This is a genomic window from uncultured Sphingosinicella sp., assembly GCF_963974575.1.
Lineage (GTDB): Bacteria > Pseudomonadota > Alphaproteobacteria > Sphingomonadales > Sphingomonadaceae > Sphingosinicella.
Window position 1 is genome coordinate 52,591 of sequence record NZ_CAXBBQ010000010.1, and the last position, 16,975, is coordinate 69,565.

Here is a 16,975-nt window from a genome sequence, read left to right on the forward strand (position 1 = left end):
AGGGGGGACAGGGTGATGATTGCCACGAGTGCCGGGTCCGCATGGTTCCGTTCGGCCGGGATGATGAGGTCCGTCGTCCGGATAGCAGCGATCGCCGCCCTGTCCCTCGCTGCTGCGTGCGGTTCCCAGAAATCGGGCGGCGAAGCTTCGGCGCCAGATTGGAAGCGCGCGACGGCCTATTATTACACGGGCACGAAGATCACTGCCGAAAACGCCGCCCAGCTTGGTGTCGCATGGGAGTTCAACGATTTCGTCGTGCGCGGGCGCACGCATCGCGGCGTCGAATCGACGCCGATCGTCGTGGACGGCACCATGTATTTCACGGGGCCTTGGAGCGTCGTTTACGCGCTCGATGCGAAGACCGGCGCGCAGAAGTGGCAGTATGATCCAGAGGTCGACGGCCAGTTCGCGCGGCGGACCTGCTGCGATGCCGTGAACCGGGGTGTCGATGTCGCGGACGGCGTCGTCTATGTCGCCACGCTCGACGGCTATCTCGCCGCTGTCGATGCGGCGAGCGGCAAGGAACTCTGGAAGACAGACACGATCACCGACCGCACGCGCAGCTATGCGATCACCGGCGCGCCGCGTGTCTCGGGGAAGACCGTGGTCATCGGCAACGGCGGCGCGGAGATGGGCGTGCGCGGCTATGCGAGCGCTTACGACCGCAAGACCGGTAAGCTCGTGTGGCGCTTCTTCACCGTGCCGGGCGCGGGGCCGGATGAGCACCCTGAAGTCACCGAAGCGCGCAAGACGTGGAGCCCGAAATCGCGCTGGGATCTCGGCGGCGGCGGCACGGTGTGGGATTCGATCGTCTACGATCCCGACACGAACATCGTCTATCTCGGCACCGGCAACGGGATGCCGCATCCGCTCTGGTCACGCAGCCCCGGCGGCGGCGACAATCTGTATCTCTCGTCGATCGTCGCGGTGAATGCCGATACCGGCCGCAAGGTCTGGCACTATCAGACGACGCCCGAAGACAGCTGGGACTATACAGCGACGCAGAACATGATCCTCGCCGACATCGAATTCGGTGGGAAGCCGCGCAAGGTCATCATGCAGGCGCCGAAGAACGGCTTCTTCTACGTGCTCGACCGCGTGACGGGCGAGCTGCTCTCGGCGGAAAAGTTCACGACCGTCACATGGGCGGAACGCGTCGACCTCAAGACGGGACGCCCGGTCATCACCGCGCAGTCCGATTATTCGAAGGAAACCAAGCTTGTCTGGCCGTCCGAAGCGGGCGGGCACAACTGGCCGCCGATGGCGTACAGCGAGAAGACCGGCCTTGTTTACATTCCGGTGCTGCAGGCGCCGATGACCTTCCAGATGTATGAACAGCCCTACAAGCCCTATAGCGGCATTCAGGGCTCGATCGCCTCGTTCCCGGCGTTCGGCGCGTTCGGTAAGGGCGGCGCCAATTCGGAGGACGCCTTTCCCGGCCAGCCGAAACCGCGCTTCGATGCGGTGCTCACCGCATGGAACCCGAAAACCGGCAAGATCGCGTGGACAAGCAGCGAGCTGCCGTTCTGGAGCGGCGGCGTGATGGCGACGGCGTCGGGCCTCGTCATGCAGGGATCGGCGGACGGCTATCTCACCGTCTACGACGGCGTTTCCGGCAAGGTCTTGCACCGCATCAACGTCGGCACGGGCATCATGGCCGCGCCCATGTCCTACGAGATCGACGGCGAGCAGTACGTCGCCGTCAATGCGGGCTTCGGCGGCGCGCTCAACGTCGCCTATCCGCCCGGCGCGGTGGCCGCCGAGCGCGAGAACCGCGAGCGCCTGATCGTCTTCAAGGTCGGCGGCAAGCCGCCCGAATTGCCGCCGCTGCGCGAGACGATCGCCTTCACTGAGGCGCCTGCACAGTATCGCGGCGATGCCGAAGCCGTGAAGCGTGGCGGCGCTCTCTACGGCGCCTACTGCGGCCGCTGCCACGGCGGCAAGGACGGGATGGGCGGCTATCCGAACCTCTGGAAAATGGCCCCCGAAACGCACGACGCGTTCGATGCGATCGTCCTCGAAGGTGCGTTTGTCGATGCAGGCATGGCAGGCTTCGCGGACATCCTCAGCAAGGCGGACGCCCGCGACATCCACGCCTTCCTTGCCGAGCCCGCACCGTCTCAGTCGAAGCACTCAGGGCTGCACTAGAGCATCGTGCGGAAAAGTGGGAACCGGTTTTCCGGCCTGAAACGATGCGACAACAAAGAGATAGAGCGCGCGTCCTGCGTCGGATTTCACGCAGCGCGCTCTAAATCGCTTCTCCCGCAGCCCTGCCGCTCGCCCACGCCCACTGGAAGTTGTAGCCGCCGAGCCATCCGGTAACGTCCACGGCCTCACCGATCGCGTAGAGGCCGGGCACGCGGGTCGCCATCATCGTGCGGGATGAAAGTCCCTCCGTGGAAATCCCGCCCGCCGTCACCTCGGCCTTCGCAAAGCCTTCGGTGCCGCTCGGCATGAAGCTCCAGTCCGTAAGCCGCGCCTCGGCCGCGCGGAGCGCCTTGTCCGAAACGTTGCCAAGGTCGCCCTCAAGCCCGAGCCGCTCGGCAAGCGCGTCTGCGAGACGGGCAGGGAGCCGGGCGGCGAGAACGCGTTTCAGAAAGGCGCGCGGCTGCGCCTGCTTCTGGCGGATCAGCCAATCCGGGCCTGCATCGGGGAGAAAGTTCACGCCGATCGGCGTCCGGTGTTGCCAATACGAGGAAATTTGCAGCATGGCTGGGCCGGAAAGCCCGCGATGCGTGAACAGGGCAGCCTCGCGGAAGCGCACCTTCTCCCACCGCACCTCGACCTCCGCCGAGACGCCGGACAAGGAGCGGAACAGCGCTTCATCGCCCCCCAGCGTGAACGGCACCAGCGCCGGGCGCGGATGCACGACCGAAAGCCCGAACTGCCGCGCGATATCATAGGCAAAGCCGGTCGCGCCGAGCTTCGGGATCGACGGGCCGCCGGTGGCGAGCACCAGCGCGGGCGCCGTGTATTCGCGCCCGCCGATCGACACAACGAACTGCCCGTCGCGGTGTGCGATCTCGGTTGCCGCGTGACCCAGAATCGTCGTCACACTTGCCTTTACGCATTCCTCCATCAGCATGTCGACGATCTGCCGTGCCGACCCGTCGCAGAAGAGCTGGCCAAGCGTCTTCTCGTGCCACGCGATACCGTAGCGCTCGACGAGCCCCAGAAAATCCTGCGGCGTGTAGCGCCCGAGCGCCGACTTGGCGAAATGCGGATTGCCCGAAAGATAGCGATCAGCGACTGTATGAATGTTCGTGAAATTGCAGCGCCCGCCGCCGGAGATCAGGATCTTCTTGCCCGGTTCATCGGCGTGGTCCGCGAGCAGCACGCGCCTGCCGCGTGCGCCCGCTGTCGCCGCGCACATCATCCCCGCGGCACCCGCGCCGAGGATGATCGCGTCGAAGCCTTCAGCGTTCACGGGTGATGCTGGCCGCAACCGCCTCGGCGGCCTTGATCCCGTCGATCGCGGCGGAAAGAATGCCGCCCGCATAGCCTGCGCCTTCGCCGGCCGGGAACAGCCGCGCCGTATTCAGGCTCTGGAAGTCCTTCCCGCGCGTGATCCGCACGGGCGAGGAGGTGCGTGTCTCGACGCCCGTCATCACCACGTCCGGGTGGTCGTAGCGCGCGAGCTGGCGCCCGAACACGGGCAGCGCCTCGCGCATGGCTTCCAGCGCGAATTCGGGAAGGCAGGTGGAGAGGTCCGTCGGGGTGACGCCCGGCTTGTAAGACGGAATGATCTCGCCGAGCTGTGTGGATGCCCGCCCGGCCAGAAAATCCCCCACGGTCTGACCCGGCGCGTTGTAGTTCGATCCGCCCGCGGCATAGGCGAGCGATTCCCAGCGGCGCTGAAAATCGATCCCTGCGAGCGGCCCGTCCGGGTAATCGCGCGCCGGATCGATGGCGACGACGAGGCCGGAGTTGGCGTTGAACTCGGCACGCGAATACTGGCTCATGCCGTTGGTGACGACGCGGCCTTCTTCCGATGTCGCGGCGACCACCCGCCCGCCAGGGCACATGCAGAAGCTGTAGACCGTGCGCTCGTTCGCGCAGTGGTGTGCGAGGCTGTAGGCCGCCGCGCCGAGGATCGGATGCCGCGCGAACATGCCGTAGCGTGCCTCGTCGATCCATGCCTGCGGATGCTCGATGCGTACGCCGATCGAAAACGGCTTCGCCTCGATATGCACGCCGCGCCGGTGCAGCATCTCGAACGTGGAGCGCGCGCTGTGTCCGACAGCAAGGACGACGTGATCGGCTTCGAGGAAATCGCCATTGTGGAGATGAAGCCCGCGCACCGCGAAGTCGCCGTCCGCCGCGCGCTCCAGTTCCAGGTCTTCCACCCGCGTCTGCCAGCGGTATTCACCGCCAAGCGCCTCGATGGTCTCGCGCAGGCTTTCGACCATGGTGACGAGCCGGAACGTACCGATATGCGGGTGTGCCTCGAACAATATGTCGTTGGGCGCGCCCGCTTTCACGAACTCCTCAAGCACCTTGCGGCCAAGGAAGCGCGGGTCTTTCACGCGGCAGTAGAGTTTTCCATCCGAGAACGTGCCCGCCCCGCCTTCGCCGAACTGTACGTTTGATTCCGGGTTCAACTCCGATCGCCGCCACAGACCCCACGTATCCTTGGTGCGCTCGCGCACGATCTTGCCGCGATCGATGATGATCGGCCGGAAACCCATCTGCGCAAGGATCAGCCCCGCAAACAATCCGCAAGGCCCCGCGCCGATGACGACCGGCCGCAACCCGCGCCAACCCTCCGGCGCGCGCACGGGAAAGCGGTAGTCCATATCCGGCGTGGCCCGGATGTCATGGTCCTTGGGAAAGCGCGCCAGAACCTCGTCTTGGTCCGTGATGTCCACATCGACCGTGTAGACGAGGAGGATCGCACTCTTGCGCCGCGCGTCATTACCGCGACGAAACACCGTGAACCCGCGCAACCGCTCAGGCGCTATGCCGAGCCGTGCACAGATCGCGGGCGCCATCGCGTCGTCCGCATGATCGAGCGGCAGGTTGAGACCGGAAAGGCGTAGCATGGACGAGGCCTTTAGCGGCAAGCCGGCCGTGCGCCAAGCAAGTCAGATACGGAGAATGTCACTTCGATGCGGACAAGACCAGGTGGCCCGGGGCGACCTCCGTCACTTCCACGCCCGTCATGATGTGCAGCGCCTCCACGAAGCCTTCGACTTCGCCGGCCTTGAAGTAGCCCGCTATGGGCATGGCGCGCAGTTCATCGCCGCGCACTTCGATATCGACGTCCGAATAGCGGCCGACCTCATCCACCACATCGGAAAGCGGCTCCCCGGCGAAGGCGAGCATACCGACGCGCCAGGATAGTTTGCGATCGATCTCGGTGGGCGTCACATGCTCCAGGATCTCGACGTGCTCGGCCGAAAAGACCGCACTCTGGCCGGCTGTCAGTTCCATGACCGTGCGGGATGGTCTGCTGACGCTCGGCGTTCCTGCGAGTGGTTTCGCCGTAGCGAGGGCGACGCGCCCCTCGGAGACCATGACATCGAGCTTGTTTGCCTTGTTGAGGCGCACGGAAAATGCCGTTCCCACGGCTCTCACCACGCCGCTTCCGGCATAGACGGAGAATGGCCTTGATGTGTCGTGTGCGACTTCGAAAAACGCTTCCCCACGCAGGAGCCTTACGCGCCGCTCCGTTTCCGTGAACTCTGTGGCGATGCGGCTGTCCGTGTTGAGCGTCAGCTTCGAACCATCCGGCAAGGTGACAATTTCCTGCCCGCCCACCTTCGTCTGATAGTTTGCCGCGAAGCGGGCAGGGCGGGTCTCAAGGTCGTCGCGATTGAGAAGCGCGCCGATGGCCACCACGGCCAGCAGAACCGCAGCCAGTGCTGGAAATGCCACCGCCACGCGGCGCAGGAACGACCGCTTCACAGGCGCGGCTTCCTCCGCTGCATAGACGTTCAGGTCTTCGAGCCTGTCAAGGCCGTCCCACAGTCCGGCGAAGCGTTCGAAGGCATCGTGGTTCTGCTCGCTTTCACCGCGCCACCGGGCGAACGCCGCGTGGTCCGCCGGCGTCATCTCGCCGCCTTCAAGGCGCGCGGCCCATTCGGCGGCTTCCGCTTCGCTCTTCTTCGGATCGGGAAGAAGATAGATGTTCCCCGCGTCAGTCATTGGACTTGCGCGCCTTTTCGATTCCGGCAGCCTTCATGGTCAGGATCGCGCCTTTGCTCGTCTTACGCAGGGCGCCACCGCTGAATTCCGCCGGGTCATAGCCTTGATTGCGCAGATAGGCGTTGCACGCGATCAATGCCGCAGCCACGCGTTTTTCAACCGTGCTGACCGAAACGCCCAATTTTTCTGCAATCTGCTTGAATTTCAGTTTATCGACCTTGCACATCCAAAGGGCTTGCCGCAGTTCCGGTTGCAGACTGGCAATGGCCTGAGACAGGATGAACAATTTCTGGCGCCCATCGACCTGCTCCTCGACAGTGCCATGACGCTCGTCGATGAGTGTCTCGTATCCATTTGAATCTTCAAAGAATTCCGTCGCGCTATTATCCTTCTTCGTCGCCTCGCTGATTGCCAGGTTTTTGGCGACGCGGATCAGGAAGGCCCTGAGATTTCCGATGTTTTGCTTCTCGCTGGCGACGAAGGTGCGCAGGAAGACCTCCTGCACGAGGTCGTCCACGTCGTCCGTCCGTCGGCGATAGCGGGAGACGACGCGCCGAAGCGTCATCTCGCACTCGATAAACGTGTTCAGCAGACTCGACATCGGTGCTTTCCGAAGCAGCCCGGGGCATCCGGCGACACAGACGCTAGCACGTGGCGGCATGGCAGGCCAGAATCCATCGCGCTGCCTCGGTTTTCCCCGCCTGTCGCCATCCGGATATCTAGGCCCCGAAGCTTGCTTCGTAGACACGCATCCAGTTTTCACCCATCACCTTGTCGATGTCGTTCATGCGCCAGCCGCGCCGTTCCATTTCGGCACGCACAGCCGGCAGCTTCGAAATATCTTCAAAGCCCTGCGCATATTGGATCGGGTCCTGAAGATAGGTCATCTCGGACGGAAATGCGAAGGACTCCTCCGGATTAATGGAAGATGTGGCGCCGGTCGTGAAATCGCCGCCGACGCCGATGTGGTCCACGCCAACGAGCCTTTTCAGATAGTCGAGTTCATCCACATAGCGCTTGATGTCCGCGCGGCGTCGCGGTTCCTTGCGCTTGCCCACATCATCGCGGCCCCAGCTCATGAAGGGATCGATCGCGCTGACGCCGAATAGGCCGCCGGTCTTCGCGATGCCTTCAATCACCCGGTCCGATGTGTTGCGTGGATTGGCATTGAGCGCGGCGATGTTCGAATGCGTGCACACGACCGGGCGCTCCGCCATCGCAATGATGTCGAGGCTGGACTGCTCGCCGGTATGGCCGCCGACATCCACCAATATGCCGAGCGACTGCATCTGCGAGACGATGGTCCGCCCGGCCTTGGTGAGGCCGACATGCGGATCGAGGCAGCCGCCGGCGAAGGCATTGGTCAGGTTGTAGATAAGGCCGCAAACGCGAAGGCCGAGATCGTAGAAAAGCCGCATCGTCGTCTTCGGCGGTTTCGACCACCAGTCGCTCTCGCCCTTCATGACGAAGAGGTCGGCTTCCTGCCAGCCGATGGTGAGGGAAATCCTGCCTTCGCGCTTGATCCGCCGGATATCGGCCGCCGTTTTGGCGATCTCCACGTGTGCCGCATTCCGGGCCGCGAATTCGAGCAGCTGCGACATCTGGAGGAGCGATGGCAACATGCTGACGTTCCAGCAATCGACGCCGCCTTTTCGCAGCAATTCAAGATATTCGGCGGTCGGTGCCGCCGGACTGCAGCCATCAACGACGATCGGGCCAACGGCGGAAGGTTCGTCCGCCACGGCGCGACCTGCAGCCGTACTCGCTGCGGCGGCAAGGAGGCTTCCTCCGGTGAGTTTCATCAACCCGCGGCGGTTCATTTCGGATCTCATCAGAAAACCTCCCTGTCCAAACCCTATTTCGCCGCCTGTGCAAAAGGCACGGGTGGTTCCTGTTGCTGCAAATGCCGAACGAAGAAGCCCGCGAGCCGCCGTGCGGCGTAGGGATGATATCCCACGTCGTGGGCCGCGTTCGGCACGAGAACGAAGTCGAATTCCTTGCCCGCCGCGATCAGCGCATTCGAAAATGCCACCGTCTGATTGAACGGCACGTTCTGATCGATCTCGCCTGCGATCAGCATCAGTCTGCCTTCCAACCGCTTCGCCAAATGCAGATTGTCGACGCGCGCGTAGACATCCTCTTCGCCGTCCCCCGGAACACCGAAGAAGCGTTCAACCGAGATCGACGAGATCATGGTCCGATAATCGTGTGGACCCGCGATCGAAACGGCGGCCTTGTAGAAATCCGGGAACAGCAGAATGGCGCGTGCCGAGGCGTAGCCGCCGAACGAAATGCCGGTGATGCCGACGCGTTCCATATCCATGTAGGGCCGTGTTCGCGCGGCCGATCTGATACCGGCGACATGATCGGCAAGGGCAAACGAATCTTCGTCGTTCATCGGTGCCATGTGAAAGGCCCGCGATCGTCGCGGCGTGCCGCGTCCGTCCTGAATGACGATGATGAACCCGAGCTCCGCAAGCGCCTGCATATAGGCGGCGCGCGCACCAACAGCATCCATGAAGCCCTGCGGTGCGAACGATACCTGCGGGCCGGCGTAAATCTGCTCGATCACGGGATAGCGTCTGGACTTGTCGAAATTCGTGGGGTTCAGGAGCACGCCGTGAATGTCGTGTGCACCGTCCGCGCTTTTCGCGACCAGGCGTTCAGGCGGGGACCATCCGGTCGCGAGCAGCGCGCTTGCGTCCGCATCGACAAGATCGGAAACGTGCGTGCCGTCTGCCCCGCGCACGACAGTACGCGGCGGCTCCGACACCGTTGAATAGGTATCGACGAAATAGCGACCGCTCGGCGAAAAGCGGTGCACCGGCGTGTCGTAATGGCCATTGAGGCCGCGCACCGGAAAGTTCGTGTAGGCATGGTCCGCGTCTTCGGGAGTCAGCAGTTTCAGGCCGCTTCCATCGAGATTGACGCGATAGAGATGGCGATAATAGGGATTTCGCCCCGCCTCCTTGCCGCCGCCCGTGAAGTATATGGCACCTGCGGCCTCATCGACGTGCACGATATCGAACACCGCCCAGTCGCCCTTGGTCACGGCGTTCTTGAGAGCGCCGGTTCTGGCGTCGTAGCGATAGAGATGCCCCCAGCCGCTGCGCTCCGACCACCACAGAATTTCGTCGCGGCCTGCCAGCAGGCGTACGTTCGGCACGTGGTAGTCGAAGGGGTTGAGATTGAGGTACTGGCCGTCTCGTTCTTCGAGAATAGTCCGCGTTTTACCCGTCCCGAGATCGACGGCAACGAGGCCGAGCGCGCGCGAATCGCGCGTCGATGTCACGAGATAGAGTTCGCCGCGCTCCATATCCCAACCGGGCTCACCGACGATCGCCCAGTACGGCGCGTAGTCGTTGAAGCCGAAAGCGCCGCCATCGACCTCTACAGAACGGCCGCTCTTCCGGTCGATGAGCGAAAGCGTGTAGGGCACCTTCGGTGCATCCGCAGGCATCGGCATCGCAATCTGGTGCGCGATCGGGCGTGATGAATCCGGTGCGAGATACTCGACGACATAGGGCGCGGTCTTGACGCCGCGATAGTCAGAGCGGACCGCAAGAATATAGCGCCCGTCAGGAGACCAGGTCGCGCCGGGGTAGGTGGGCGACTCCGTGCCGCGACGTTCCTCGACATAGGTCGTTCGGAACGCGGTATACTGGTAGGGAAATTCCGCGGTCCCGTCTGTCGTCAGAGATCTCTCTTTGCCGGTCGACGTTTCGCGCAGCCACAGGTTGTGATCGCGGACGAAAACCGCTTGCGCGCCGTCCGGCGAGAGGGCGGCGGCCGGATCTGGCGCGGCTTCTGCCTTCATGTTGCAGAAATCGGCGTCGCGACTGCATTCGAATGTCTTTTCGCCTGCGGCGAAGACGACCCTTTTCAGGCCGTTCGAATAGCGAAAGGATGTGAAAGGCAGTTTTTGTGCTGAAACTGTCTTGCCGAGCTCGAGCGAGAGCATCCGCGCGACCGCTTCATGGTTGAACGAGGGCGCCGTCTCGCCGGTCGCGGCATTCACGGTCTCGAAACGATAGCCGCCGCTCACGTCGCGGCGATACCAGAATTGATCGGTGTCCCCGATCCAGTTCGGAACCGGCGCGGCATTGAGCACGAGGCCACGAACGGCATCCGGATAAAAGCGTGCTGCGCGCTGGAAATCGGCGTGTGTCAGATTTGGCGCTGCGTCAGCCGTTCCGAAGCAGTCGATGCTTCCGCAGGAGCTGGAAAGCAGAACCAGCGTTCCGATCAGTATCTGCCGCACACAAGCCTTCAGCATGGCACTCTTCCCAAGGCAAGGACGGCGGCGCTCGCAAGCGCCGCCGTCCACTGCGTAGTGTCAGTAGCGGACTGTGAACGTCAGTCCGGTCGTCCGCGGCCTGTTGATGAAGGCCGACGAGAGGTTGCCGTCGAGCACACCGTCAACCAGTGTCGCCGCGCTCGTCGGAATGGTCGTCGCCTGCAGTTCCAGGTCGTTGAACACGTTGTTCATATATGCCGTCAGCGACCAGCGTTCGGTTTCGAGGCCCAGCCGAAGGTTCAGCATCTCCATGCTTCCGAGCCTGCCCGACGGGAAGTTCTGCGGAAAGGTCTCACGCTCGCCGATGTACTGGAACGCGACCTGTCCGGTCAGCTCGATATCGCCGACGCCGAGCGGATAATTGAGATCCGCGCCGGCCGAGAACGAGACCTTCGGGACGTTCGGGGGGCGGTTGCCCTTGGCGAGATCCTGGAAGTCCGCCGGTGCGCCTGCGATGGAGAAGACCGTCATGCCCTTGGTGTATTCCGCTTCCGTATAGTTGCCGCTGAAGAACAGCGAAACGTTCGGATTCACCTTGTACAGGCTTTCGATCTCAAGGCCGTAGATACGCAGCTGCGGCCCGTTTGCCGTCAGTGCACCAGGATTGCTGATGCCGATCTGCGGCGTGTCGAAATCGGAATAGAAGCCGGCGATATTGAACGTGACGTCGCCGTCCATCCACCGCGACTTGAGGCCGATCTCGCCGGTTACGATATCATCGGAACCGTATGTCAGCGCATCTTCGAATTCCGGTGAGCCGACCGGGCCGAAACCCATTGCCGAGAACGGGCTGTTGAGGCCGCCGTTGCGGACACCGCGTGCGATCGTGCCGTAAAGCATCGCATCGTCGGTCACGTCATATTCGAAGCCGGCGCGGGGCAGGAAGGTGTTCAGCTTGAAATCGAAGCTGACACCAGGGCCGCCCGGGGCAGTGAGTGCCTCCACGTCATTCGGAACCGGGAAATAGATCGGTGCGAAGATATCGGCCGGGTTCGTGAAGATCGGCGAGAAGATGCCGATCACGTAGGATTCGACCAGCGTCGATCTGACCCTTTCATTCACGTAGCGCGCGCCAGCGAAAACGCGGAAACGCTCGGACACATCATAGCTGAATTCGGCAAAGGCCGAGAACTGGCGCGTATCGACCCTCGTGGTCGAGCGTTCGATCTCGGTTGTACCGCTTTCCGTGATGTTGGCGTATCCGGGGCCTGCAACGAGCGCCGTGTCGGTCGCTTCGGTGTCTTGATAGAAGGCGCCCGCCACAAAGTTCAGCGGCGATTCAAAGTCCGAAACGAAGCGGAGTTCCTGCGAAACGCTCTTTTCCTTGCCGCGCGTCTGCGCAACGGCGGTGAGGTCGGACGAGAGCAGGTTGCTTGCCGTATCGAACGGCGGGAAGGCGTTGAAGAAGCCTTCGAAGCCGTATGTATACGCCGAGCTGAACGTTTCCGCCTGGCGTTTGCGCTTGTAGAGGCCGGTGATCGATTCGATCGTGATCGGCCCGCCGTTCCAGGATATCTTGCCGCTGTAGAGTTCGAAGTCGTCCTGACCGAGGCCGTCGATCAGGCTGAGCGACGGCGCGATCAGGTCTTCCGTGCCGACGGAATTGCCGATCGTCGTCGGTTCGATGAAGTTGAGTTCGCCGATGTCGTCGCGGCCGAAATGCGCGGCAAGGCGGATGCTCAGGTCCTCGGTCGGCTTGAAAAGAACGATGGCGCGCCCACCATAGGACTCGAAGTCGTTCATGTCTTTCTTGCCGAGGCCGAGGTTGTCGATATAGCCGTCGTCCTTGCGATAGAAGCCGACCACACGCACGCCAAGCTTGCCCGGCACCAGAATGAAGCTCGTCGCATTGTCGACGCGATAGTTGAAGCCGCCGTGGTTCGTGGTGCTGAGGCCATTGCTCCACATGCCCTCGATCACCTTGCCGCTATCGAGGTCGGGATCGGCCGAGAAATAGCGGATCGCGCCGCCCATCGCGCCCTCGCCGAAATAGGTCGGCTGCGGGCCGCGGAGAACCTCGACCCGGTTGAAATCGAAGAAGTTGAAATCGCGCTGCGAGGCGGATGCCGACGCAACCGGAATATCGTCCACGAGGATGGAAACGAGTGGCTGCAGCTGGTTGCCCGAAACCTGGGTGCTGTTCGTCACACCGCGAATGTTGATTTCGTTCGTGTTCGGACCGCGATCCAGAAGCTCCACGCCGGCGACCCGGTTCGAGAGGTCTTCAAAGTCCACGATGCCGGAGCGGCGAAGCTCCCGGCCATCGAGCGCAGCGACGCTGCCGCCGATGTTCTGGATGGATTCCTGGCGGAATCGCGCCGTTACCACGATCTCTTCGCGGTCGTTGCCTTGAACGGCGACATCCTGTGCCGCTGCCCCGTTCGCACCGAATATGAATGTCGAAATCCCCGCGAAGAGCGACGCTTTCAATCCCCTGTTTGCCACTTTCATCTCCCTGCCTTCACCTGTTGGTTTCGGGGTGATGACGATCACCCCTTTCTTGGTGAGGCGGGCGGAATATCCCGTGCGCTGAAGCAGAATTGCGAGCGCTTCATCAACCGTGTGCCGTCCGCGAACGCGCGGTGCGTCCGGGACATCGGCCAGATCGGGAGGGTAGAGCAGCTGTGTACCGGTAAGACTTACCAGTGACGACAACGCTTCACCGAGAGTCTGCTCTTCGATGCGAAGATCGTAAGAGCGCACCGGCAAAGTTTGAGCATTCGCGGCAACGATCACGAAGACGGCAAAAGCACCGCCCAGCGTGAGTTGCGAGCGCAAACTCAACCCCTTCCATTTCTGGCCGGGCATAACGGCGCGTATCGGATCTTCACACCAGCCCTGCAGATGAAGACCGGCGAGGAGAGAAAACCCGTAAATTTTTCTTCAAAGAAATGTCGCAATCCGAACTCCTTGCAACCCGGGCAGGGTGCAGGCCGGCATAACCCGCTTCCCGACCGGCGCATAGGTCCCAACATACATCATTGTATTTTCAATGTTTTGCTGCCTCAGGGAAGTCCGCCAGCACATCTACGACGGCGTTCACGCCGGTTCGTATCGGATCAAAGCAGGCGAGGCCGGTCTCTTCCGCCGTGCGAGCGATCGTTGCGAACGCCTCGCTTTCCGACATCGAGGACGTGTTCAGGGATATGCCGACGAAGCGCGCGGCAGGATTGACCGCGCGCGCCAGCGGCAGGTAGGCGTCCATCGCCTCCCGAAGCGTCGGGCATGGGACGTGGGGAAAGTCGTTCAGCCTTTCCCGCAGCGGATCGTCGCACAGAACAAGCGCGTCCGGCTGCGAACCATAGAGCAGCCCGAGTGTGACCGGCGCATAGGCGGGATGCAGGATCGCCCCTTGTCCCTCGATGATATCCCAGTGATCCGGTTCGTTTTCGGGTGACAGCATTTCTGCGGCACCGGAAATAAAGTCGCCCACCACGGCATCGATCGCGATGCCGCCCCCGGCGATGAGAATGCCGGTTTGGCCGGTCGCGCGGAAATCGGCCTTCAAACCGCGCGCGTTCATGCCCTTCGCGATCGCCATTGCAGTATATTTCTTCCCGAGCGCGCAGTCCGTGCCGACCGTCAGCAAACGCAGCCCGGCGCGTGGCTTGCCGTTGCCCACGGGCAAGGCGAGCGTGGTGTGGCGTACATCGTGGAGCGTGCGCCCGAGCGATGCGGCCAAGTCCGCGATTTCCGGAATGTCCTTCAAACGGCTGTGAAGGCCCGAGGCGATATCGAGGCCCGCGCGAAGCACGTCCTGCAGGATCGGCACCCAGTGCGCCGGCAAGACTCCGCCGTGTGGCGCGATGCCGATCACGGCGGTTTTCACGCCTTCGTCCGCTGCCTGCTGCACCGTCATCGAAGGCAGGCCGATGTCGACTGCATCCTCTGCGAATCTAAGCTGGCCCAAGCAATCGGCGCGCGCCCAATCGCGCAGGCCGAACGCGGTCTTCGCGTTGCGCGGGTTCGTCATATCGCCGATGATGAGGAGAAACGGTTTCTTGATCGTCAGCATATTGCCTGTACACATCCGTTATGCCTGTGCGCAGGCACGGCGAAAAGCCGGCACCGAACCAGTGCGTTTTCAAGGGAACGCGGGTTTGACCGGTCGCCGCGGACAAGACAAACCAGTAGTCCTAAGGCAAGGGCGAGCGCTGCTAAACCATGTTCCTGAATTCACAGACGCTCGCCTCGCTTCGCTTTTTCGAAGCCGCCGCACGCAAGTTGAGTTTCAAGAAAGCGGCGGCAGAACTTCACGTCACCGACGGCGCCGTCAGCCAGCAGATCAAGCATCTTGAAGAGGCGCTGGGACAGAAACTCTTTCTCCGCTTGCCCCGGCGCATCGCGCTCACGGAGGCAGGCGAACGCTTCGCATCCACCGTGCGCAAAGCGCTGGCAGAGATCGAAGATGAAGCGCGCGCCCTCCGCGCGGGAGGTGCGCGAACGGAAATCCGTGTCCGTGTGAATCCGTCGTTCGCGCTGCGCTGGCTGATGCCGCGCGTCGGCGATTTTTATGCCAAACACCCCGGCAGCAAACTCTTCATGATCGCCGAATACGGCGATATCGATCTGTCCGGGCGCGATTTCGATATCACGATCGAACAGGCCGTGCAGCCGCTTGCCGGTCTTCATTCCGAACGGCTGTTCGACGAATACATCACGCCGGTTTGCACACCGGCCTATCTGAAAGACCATGCTCTGGAAGCGCCCGGCGGACTGGAAGCCTGTACGCTCCTGCATGATGCCCACGCCTGGAGCGGAGGCGCGAACGATGCGGAATGGAAGGTCTGGCTTCAGGAAGCCGGCGCGCTGCAGGTGGCGGCAGGGCAGGGGCGGTTCTTCAGTCTTGCCGACATGGCGATCCAGGCCGCGCTCAATGATCAGGGGGTTGCCATGGGCAGAACCGCGCTGGTCGGAGACCTGCTGGAAGCGGGTGTCCTTGTCGCGCCCTTCGCCTTGAAGGTGAAAAGCCCCGCATCCTATTGGCTCGCCTTTCCAGCGGCACATTCGGAAACGCCCGCCATCGAAACTGTTGGAAGCTGGCTGAGGGCCGAGGCGAAGCGTTTCCTCGACCAGGCGCCTTTCTGAAAGCGTTCCGCACAGGCTGTTTACGGTCCCGTCTAAATTCACATACACTTATGTATTGACAAGAAGGCGCCTGTCGCTCTTTCTGCGCGGCTCACGGGAGGGGGATACGGGAATGGACGTCAGCGCCGCGGGAAGTCCGTCTGCAATCTCGCATCCCTCGGGCGCTAGTCTTCTCCAGCGTTATTGGGTTCTGGCGGTGATGACGCTGGTCTACGCGCTCAACATCGCAGACCGCTTTGTCCTCTCCACATTGATCGAGCCGATCAAGGCGGAGTTCGCGTTGTCGGATAGCGCCGTCGGTTTCCTCACCGGTGTTGCGCTTGCCTTGTTCTACACGACCGCCGGGCTGCCGCTCGGTATCCTCGCAGATCGCGTCAACCGTCGGAAGATGATCGGCCGGGCGCTCGCGATCTGGTCGATCTTCACGGCCTGCTGCGGGCTCGCGCAGAACTTCTGGCAATTGCTCATCGCGCGCATCGGTGTCGGTGTCGGCGAGGCTGGCGGAACGCCGCCTTCGCATTCCATCATCGCCGACTATTTTCTGCCGTCCGAACGTGTCATCGCGATGTCCATCTACGCGCTCGGCGTTTCGCTCGGGTCCGCGATCGGCGGTATCGGCGGCGGGCTGCTGACGGAGCAGTTCGGATGGCGAACCTGCCTCATCATCTTTGCCTTCGCCAGCACGCCGGCGCTCCTCATGCTTCTTACCATTCGCGAACCGCGTCGCGGGGCCTGCGATCCCGGGGCCAGTGCCAACGCGCAAAAGCCGGGCTTCCGGCAATCGCTTGACTTCATCCGCTCGCAGCGCGCGCTGATGCACGTGATTGCGGGCGGGACGGTGGCGACGTTCGCCGGCGGCGGCCTTGTGTGGTGGACCCCCGCCTTCCTCGGAAGGTCGCACGGATTCAGCGTCGGCGAGGCCGGGCTTCAGGTTGGGCTGATGAGCGGCGCGGCCGGTGCGGCGGCGATGCTGGCGGCGATGTTCCTGATGTTCCGCATGGCGCGCATGGACCCGAAATGGCAGTGCTATTTCCTTGCAGGCCTGACGCTGCTGATCACGATTCCCGGTGTTGCGGCCCACGTGGTTTCGGATCGCGCGACCGCCATCGCGCTTCTGTGGCTCTTCGTGCCCTTCATCAACGTGATGATCGGGCCGAGCCTCGCGCTCATCCAGAATCTGGCCCGCCCGGATATGCGCGGCTTCACGGTCGCGGTTCTGCTGTTCACGGCGAACATCGCGAACCTTGCGATCGCGCCGCAGCTGATCGGGTTCGTCTCGGACATTCTCGCCAGCCGCATCGCCGATCCTGCCCAATCGCTGCGTTACGCTTTGGCGGGCTTCGGGCTGACAGGCATCTGGGCGGCATGGCATTTCTATGCCGCGGTGGGTTCGCTGAGATCGGATCTTGCGAAGGCAGGCAGCGCCTGATCGCATTCGGGCAG

Annotated in this window: 11 protein-coding genes; 3 read left to right on the forward strand and 8 right to left on the reverse strand. The window is 62.7% G+C overall.

The window, feature by feature from the left end:
• The first annotated feature begins 15 nt into the window (after window positions 1–15).
• A complete protein-coding gene (locus tag AAC014_RS16110) occupies window positions 16–2,148 on the forward strand; it encodes a PQQ-dependent dehydrogenase, methanol/ethanol family (RefSeq protein WP_339710477.1) in 2,133 nt (710 codons plus the stop codon).
• Window positions 2,149–2,248: 100 nt separating this feature from the next.
• On the opposite strand, the gene AAC014_RS16115 is transcribed toward AAC014_RS16110, so the two are convergent.
• The 8 genes from AAC014_RS16115 to AAC014_RS16150 form a co-directional block, all read right to left on the reverse strand.
• Complete coding sequence (locus AAC014_RS16115; RefSeq protein ID WP_339710480.1) at window positions 2,249–3,427, reverse strand: NAD(P)/FAD-dependent oxidoreductase; 1,179 nt, start codon at window positions 3,425–3,427, stop codon at window positions 2,249–2,251.
• The gene (locus AAC014_RS16120; RefSeq protein ID WP_339710483.1) at window positions 3,417–5,042 is read right to left on the reverse strand and encodes an NAD(P)/FAD-dependent oxidoreductase; all 1,626 of its coding nucleotides are present in this window, start codon (window positions 5,040–5,042) and stop codon (window positions 3,417–3,419) included. The genes AAC014_RS16115 and AAC014_RS16120 overlap by 11 nt, the downstream gene beginning before the upstream one ends.
• A 58-nt stretch (window positions 5,043–5,100) precedes the next feature.
• Complete coding sequence (locus AAC014_RS16125; RefSeq protein ID WP_339710486.1) at window positions 5,101–6,147, reverse strand: FecR domain-containing protein; 1,047 nt, start codon at window positions 6,145–6,147, stop codon at window positions 5,101–5,103.
• Complete coding sequence (locus tag AAC014_RS16130; protein WP_339710489.1) at window positions 6,140–6,748, reverse strand: RNA polymerase sigma factor; 609 nt, start codon at window positions 6,746–6,748, stop codon at window positions 6,140–6,142. Before AAC014_RS16130 ends, AAC014_RS16125 begins: the two co-directional genes overlap by 8 nt.
• Before the next feature lie 118 nt (window positions 6,749–6,866).
• Window positions 6,867–7,979, reverse strand: a complete 1,113-nt coding sequence (locus AAC014_RS16135) for a membrane dipeptidase (RefSeq protein WP_339710492.1) — start codon at window positions 7,977–7,979, stop codon at window positions 6,867–6,869.
• A gap of 23 nt (window positions 7,980–8,002) precedes the next feature.
• The gene (locus AAC014_RS16140; protein WP_339710494.1) at window positions 8,003–10,423 is read right to left on the reverse strand and encodes a DPP IV N-terminal domain-containing protein; all 2,421 of its coding nucleotides are present in this window, start codon (window positions 10,421–10,423) and stop codon (window positions 8,003–8,005) included.
• Between the two features lie 60 nt (window positions 10,424–10,483).
• Window positions 10,484–13,222 carry a TonB-dependent receptor gene (locus AAC014_RS16145; protein WP_339710496.1) on the reverse strand — a complete coding sequence of 913 codons (2,739 nt, stop codon included), beginning with the start codon at window positions 13,220–13,222 and terminating at the stop codon, window positions 10,484–10,486.
• Between the two features lie 211 nt (window positions 13,223–13,433).
• Window positions 13,434–14,474, reverse strand: a complete 1,041-nt coding sequence (locus tag AAC014_RS16150; RefSeq protein WP_339710499.1) for a DUF1611 domain-containing protein — start codon at window positions 14,472–14,474, stop codon at window positions 13,434–13,436.
• A 134-nt stretch (window positions 14,475–14,608) separates the two neighbouring features.
• Between AAC014_RS16150 and AAC014_RS16155 the strand changes: the two genes are divergently transcribed.
• Window positions 14,609–15,532 (forward strand): LysR substrate-binding domain-containing protein, encoded by a 924-nt coding sequence (locus AAC014_RS16155; RefSeq protein WP_339710502.1) that lies wholly within the window; start codon window positions 14,609–14,611, stop codon window positions 15,530–15,532.
• Between the two features lie 112 nt (window positions 15,533–15,644).
• A complete protein-coding gene (locus AAC014_RS16160) occupies window positions 15,645–16,961 on the forward strand; it encodes an MFS transporter (protein WP_339710504.1) in 1,317 nt (438 codons plus the stop codon).
• Window positions 16,962–16,975: the final 14 nt, after the last annotated feature.

Coding starts and splice junctions, on each gene's coding strand:
- AAC014_RS16110 (WP_339710477.1), top strand. CDS start 16: ATGATTGCCACGAGTGCCGGGTCCGCATGGTTCCGTTCGGCCGGGATG.
- AAC014_RS16120 (WP_339710483.1), bottom strand. CDS start 5,042: ATGCTACGCCTTTCCGGTCTCAACCTGCCGCTCGATCATGCGGACGAC.
- AAC014_RS16125 (WP_339710486.1), bottom strand. CDS start 6,147: ATGACTGACGCGGGGAACATCTATCTTCTTCCCGATCCGAAGAAGAGC.
- AAC014_RS16130 (WP_339710489.1), bottom strand. CDS start 6,748: ATGTCGAGTCTGCTGAACACGTTTATCGAGTGCGAGATGACGCTTCGG.
- AAC014_RS16135 (WP_339710492.1), bottom strand. CDS start 7,979: ATGAGATCCGAAATGAACCGCCGCGGGTTGATGAAACTCACCGGAGGA.
- AAC014_RS16140 (WP_339710494.1), bottom strand. CDS start 10,423: ATGCTGAAGGCTTGTGTGCGGCAGATACTGATCGGAACGCTGGTTCTG.
- AAC014_RS16150 (WP_339710499.1), bottom strand. CDS start 14,474: ATGTGTACAGGCAATATGCTGACGATCAAGAAACCGTTTCTCCTCATC.
- AAC014_RS16155 (WP_339710502.1), top strand. CDS start 14,609: ATGTTCCTGAATTCACAGACGCTCGCCTCGCTTCGCTTTTTCGAAGCC.
- AAC014_RS16160 (WP_339710504.1), top strand. CDS start 15,645: ATGGACGTCAGCGCCGCGGGAAGTCCGTCTGCAATCTCGCATCCCTCG.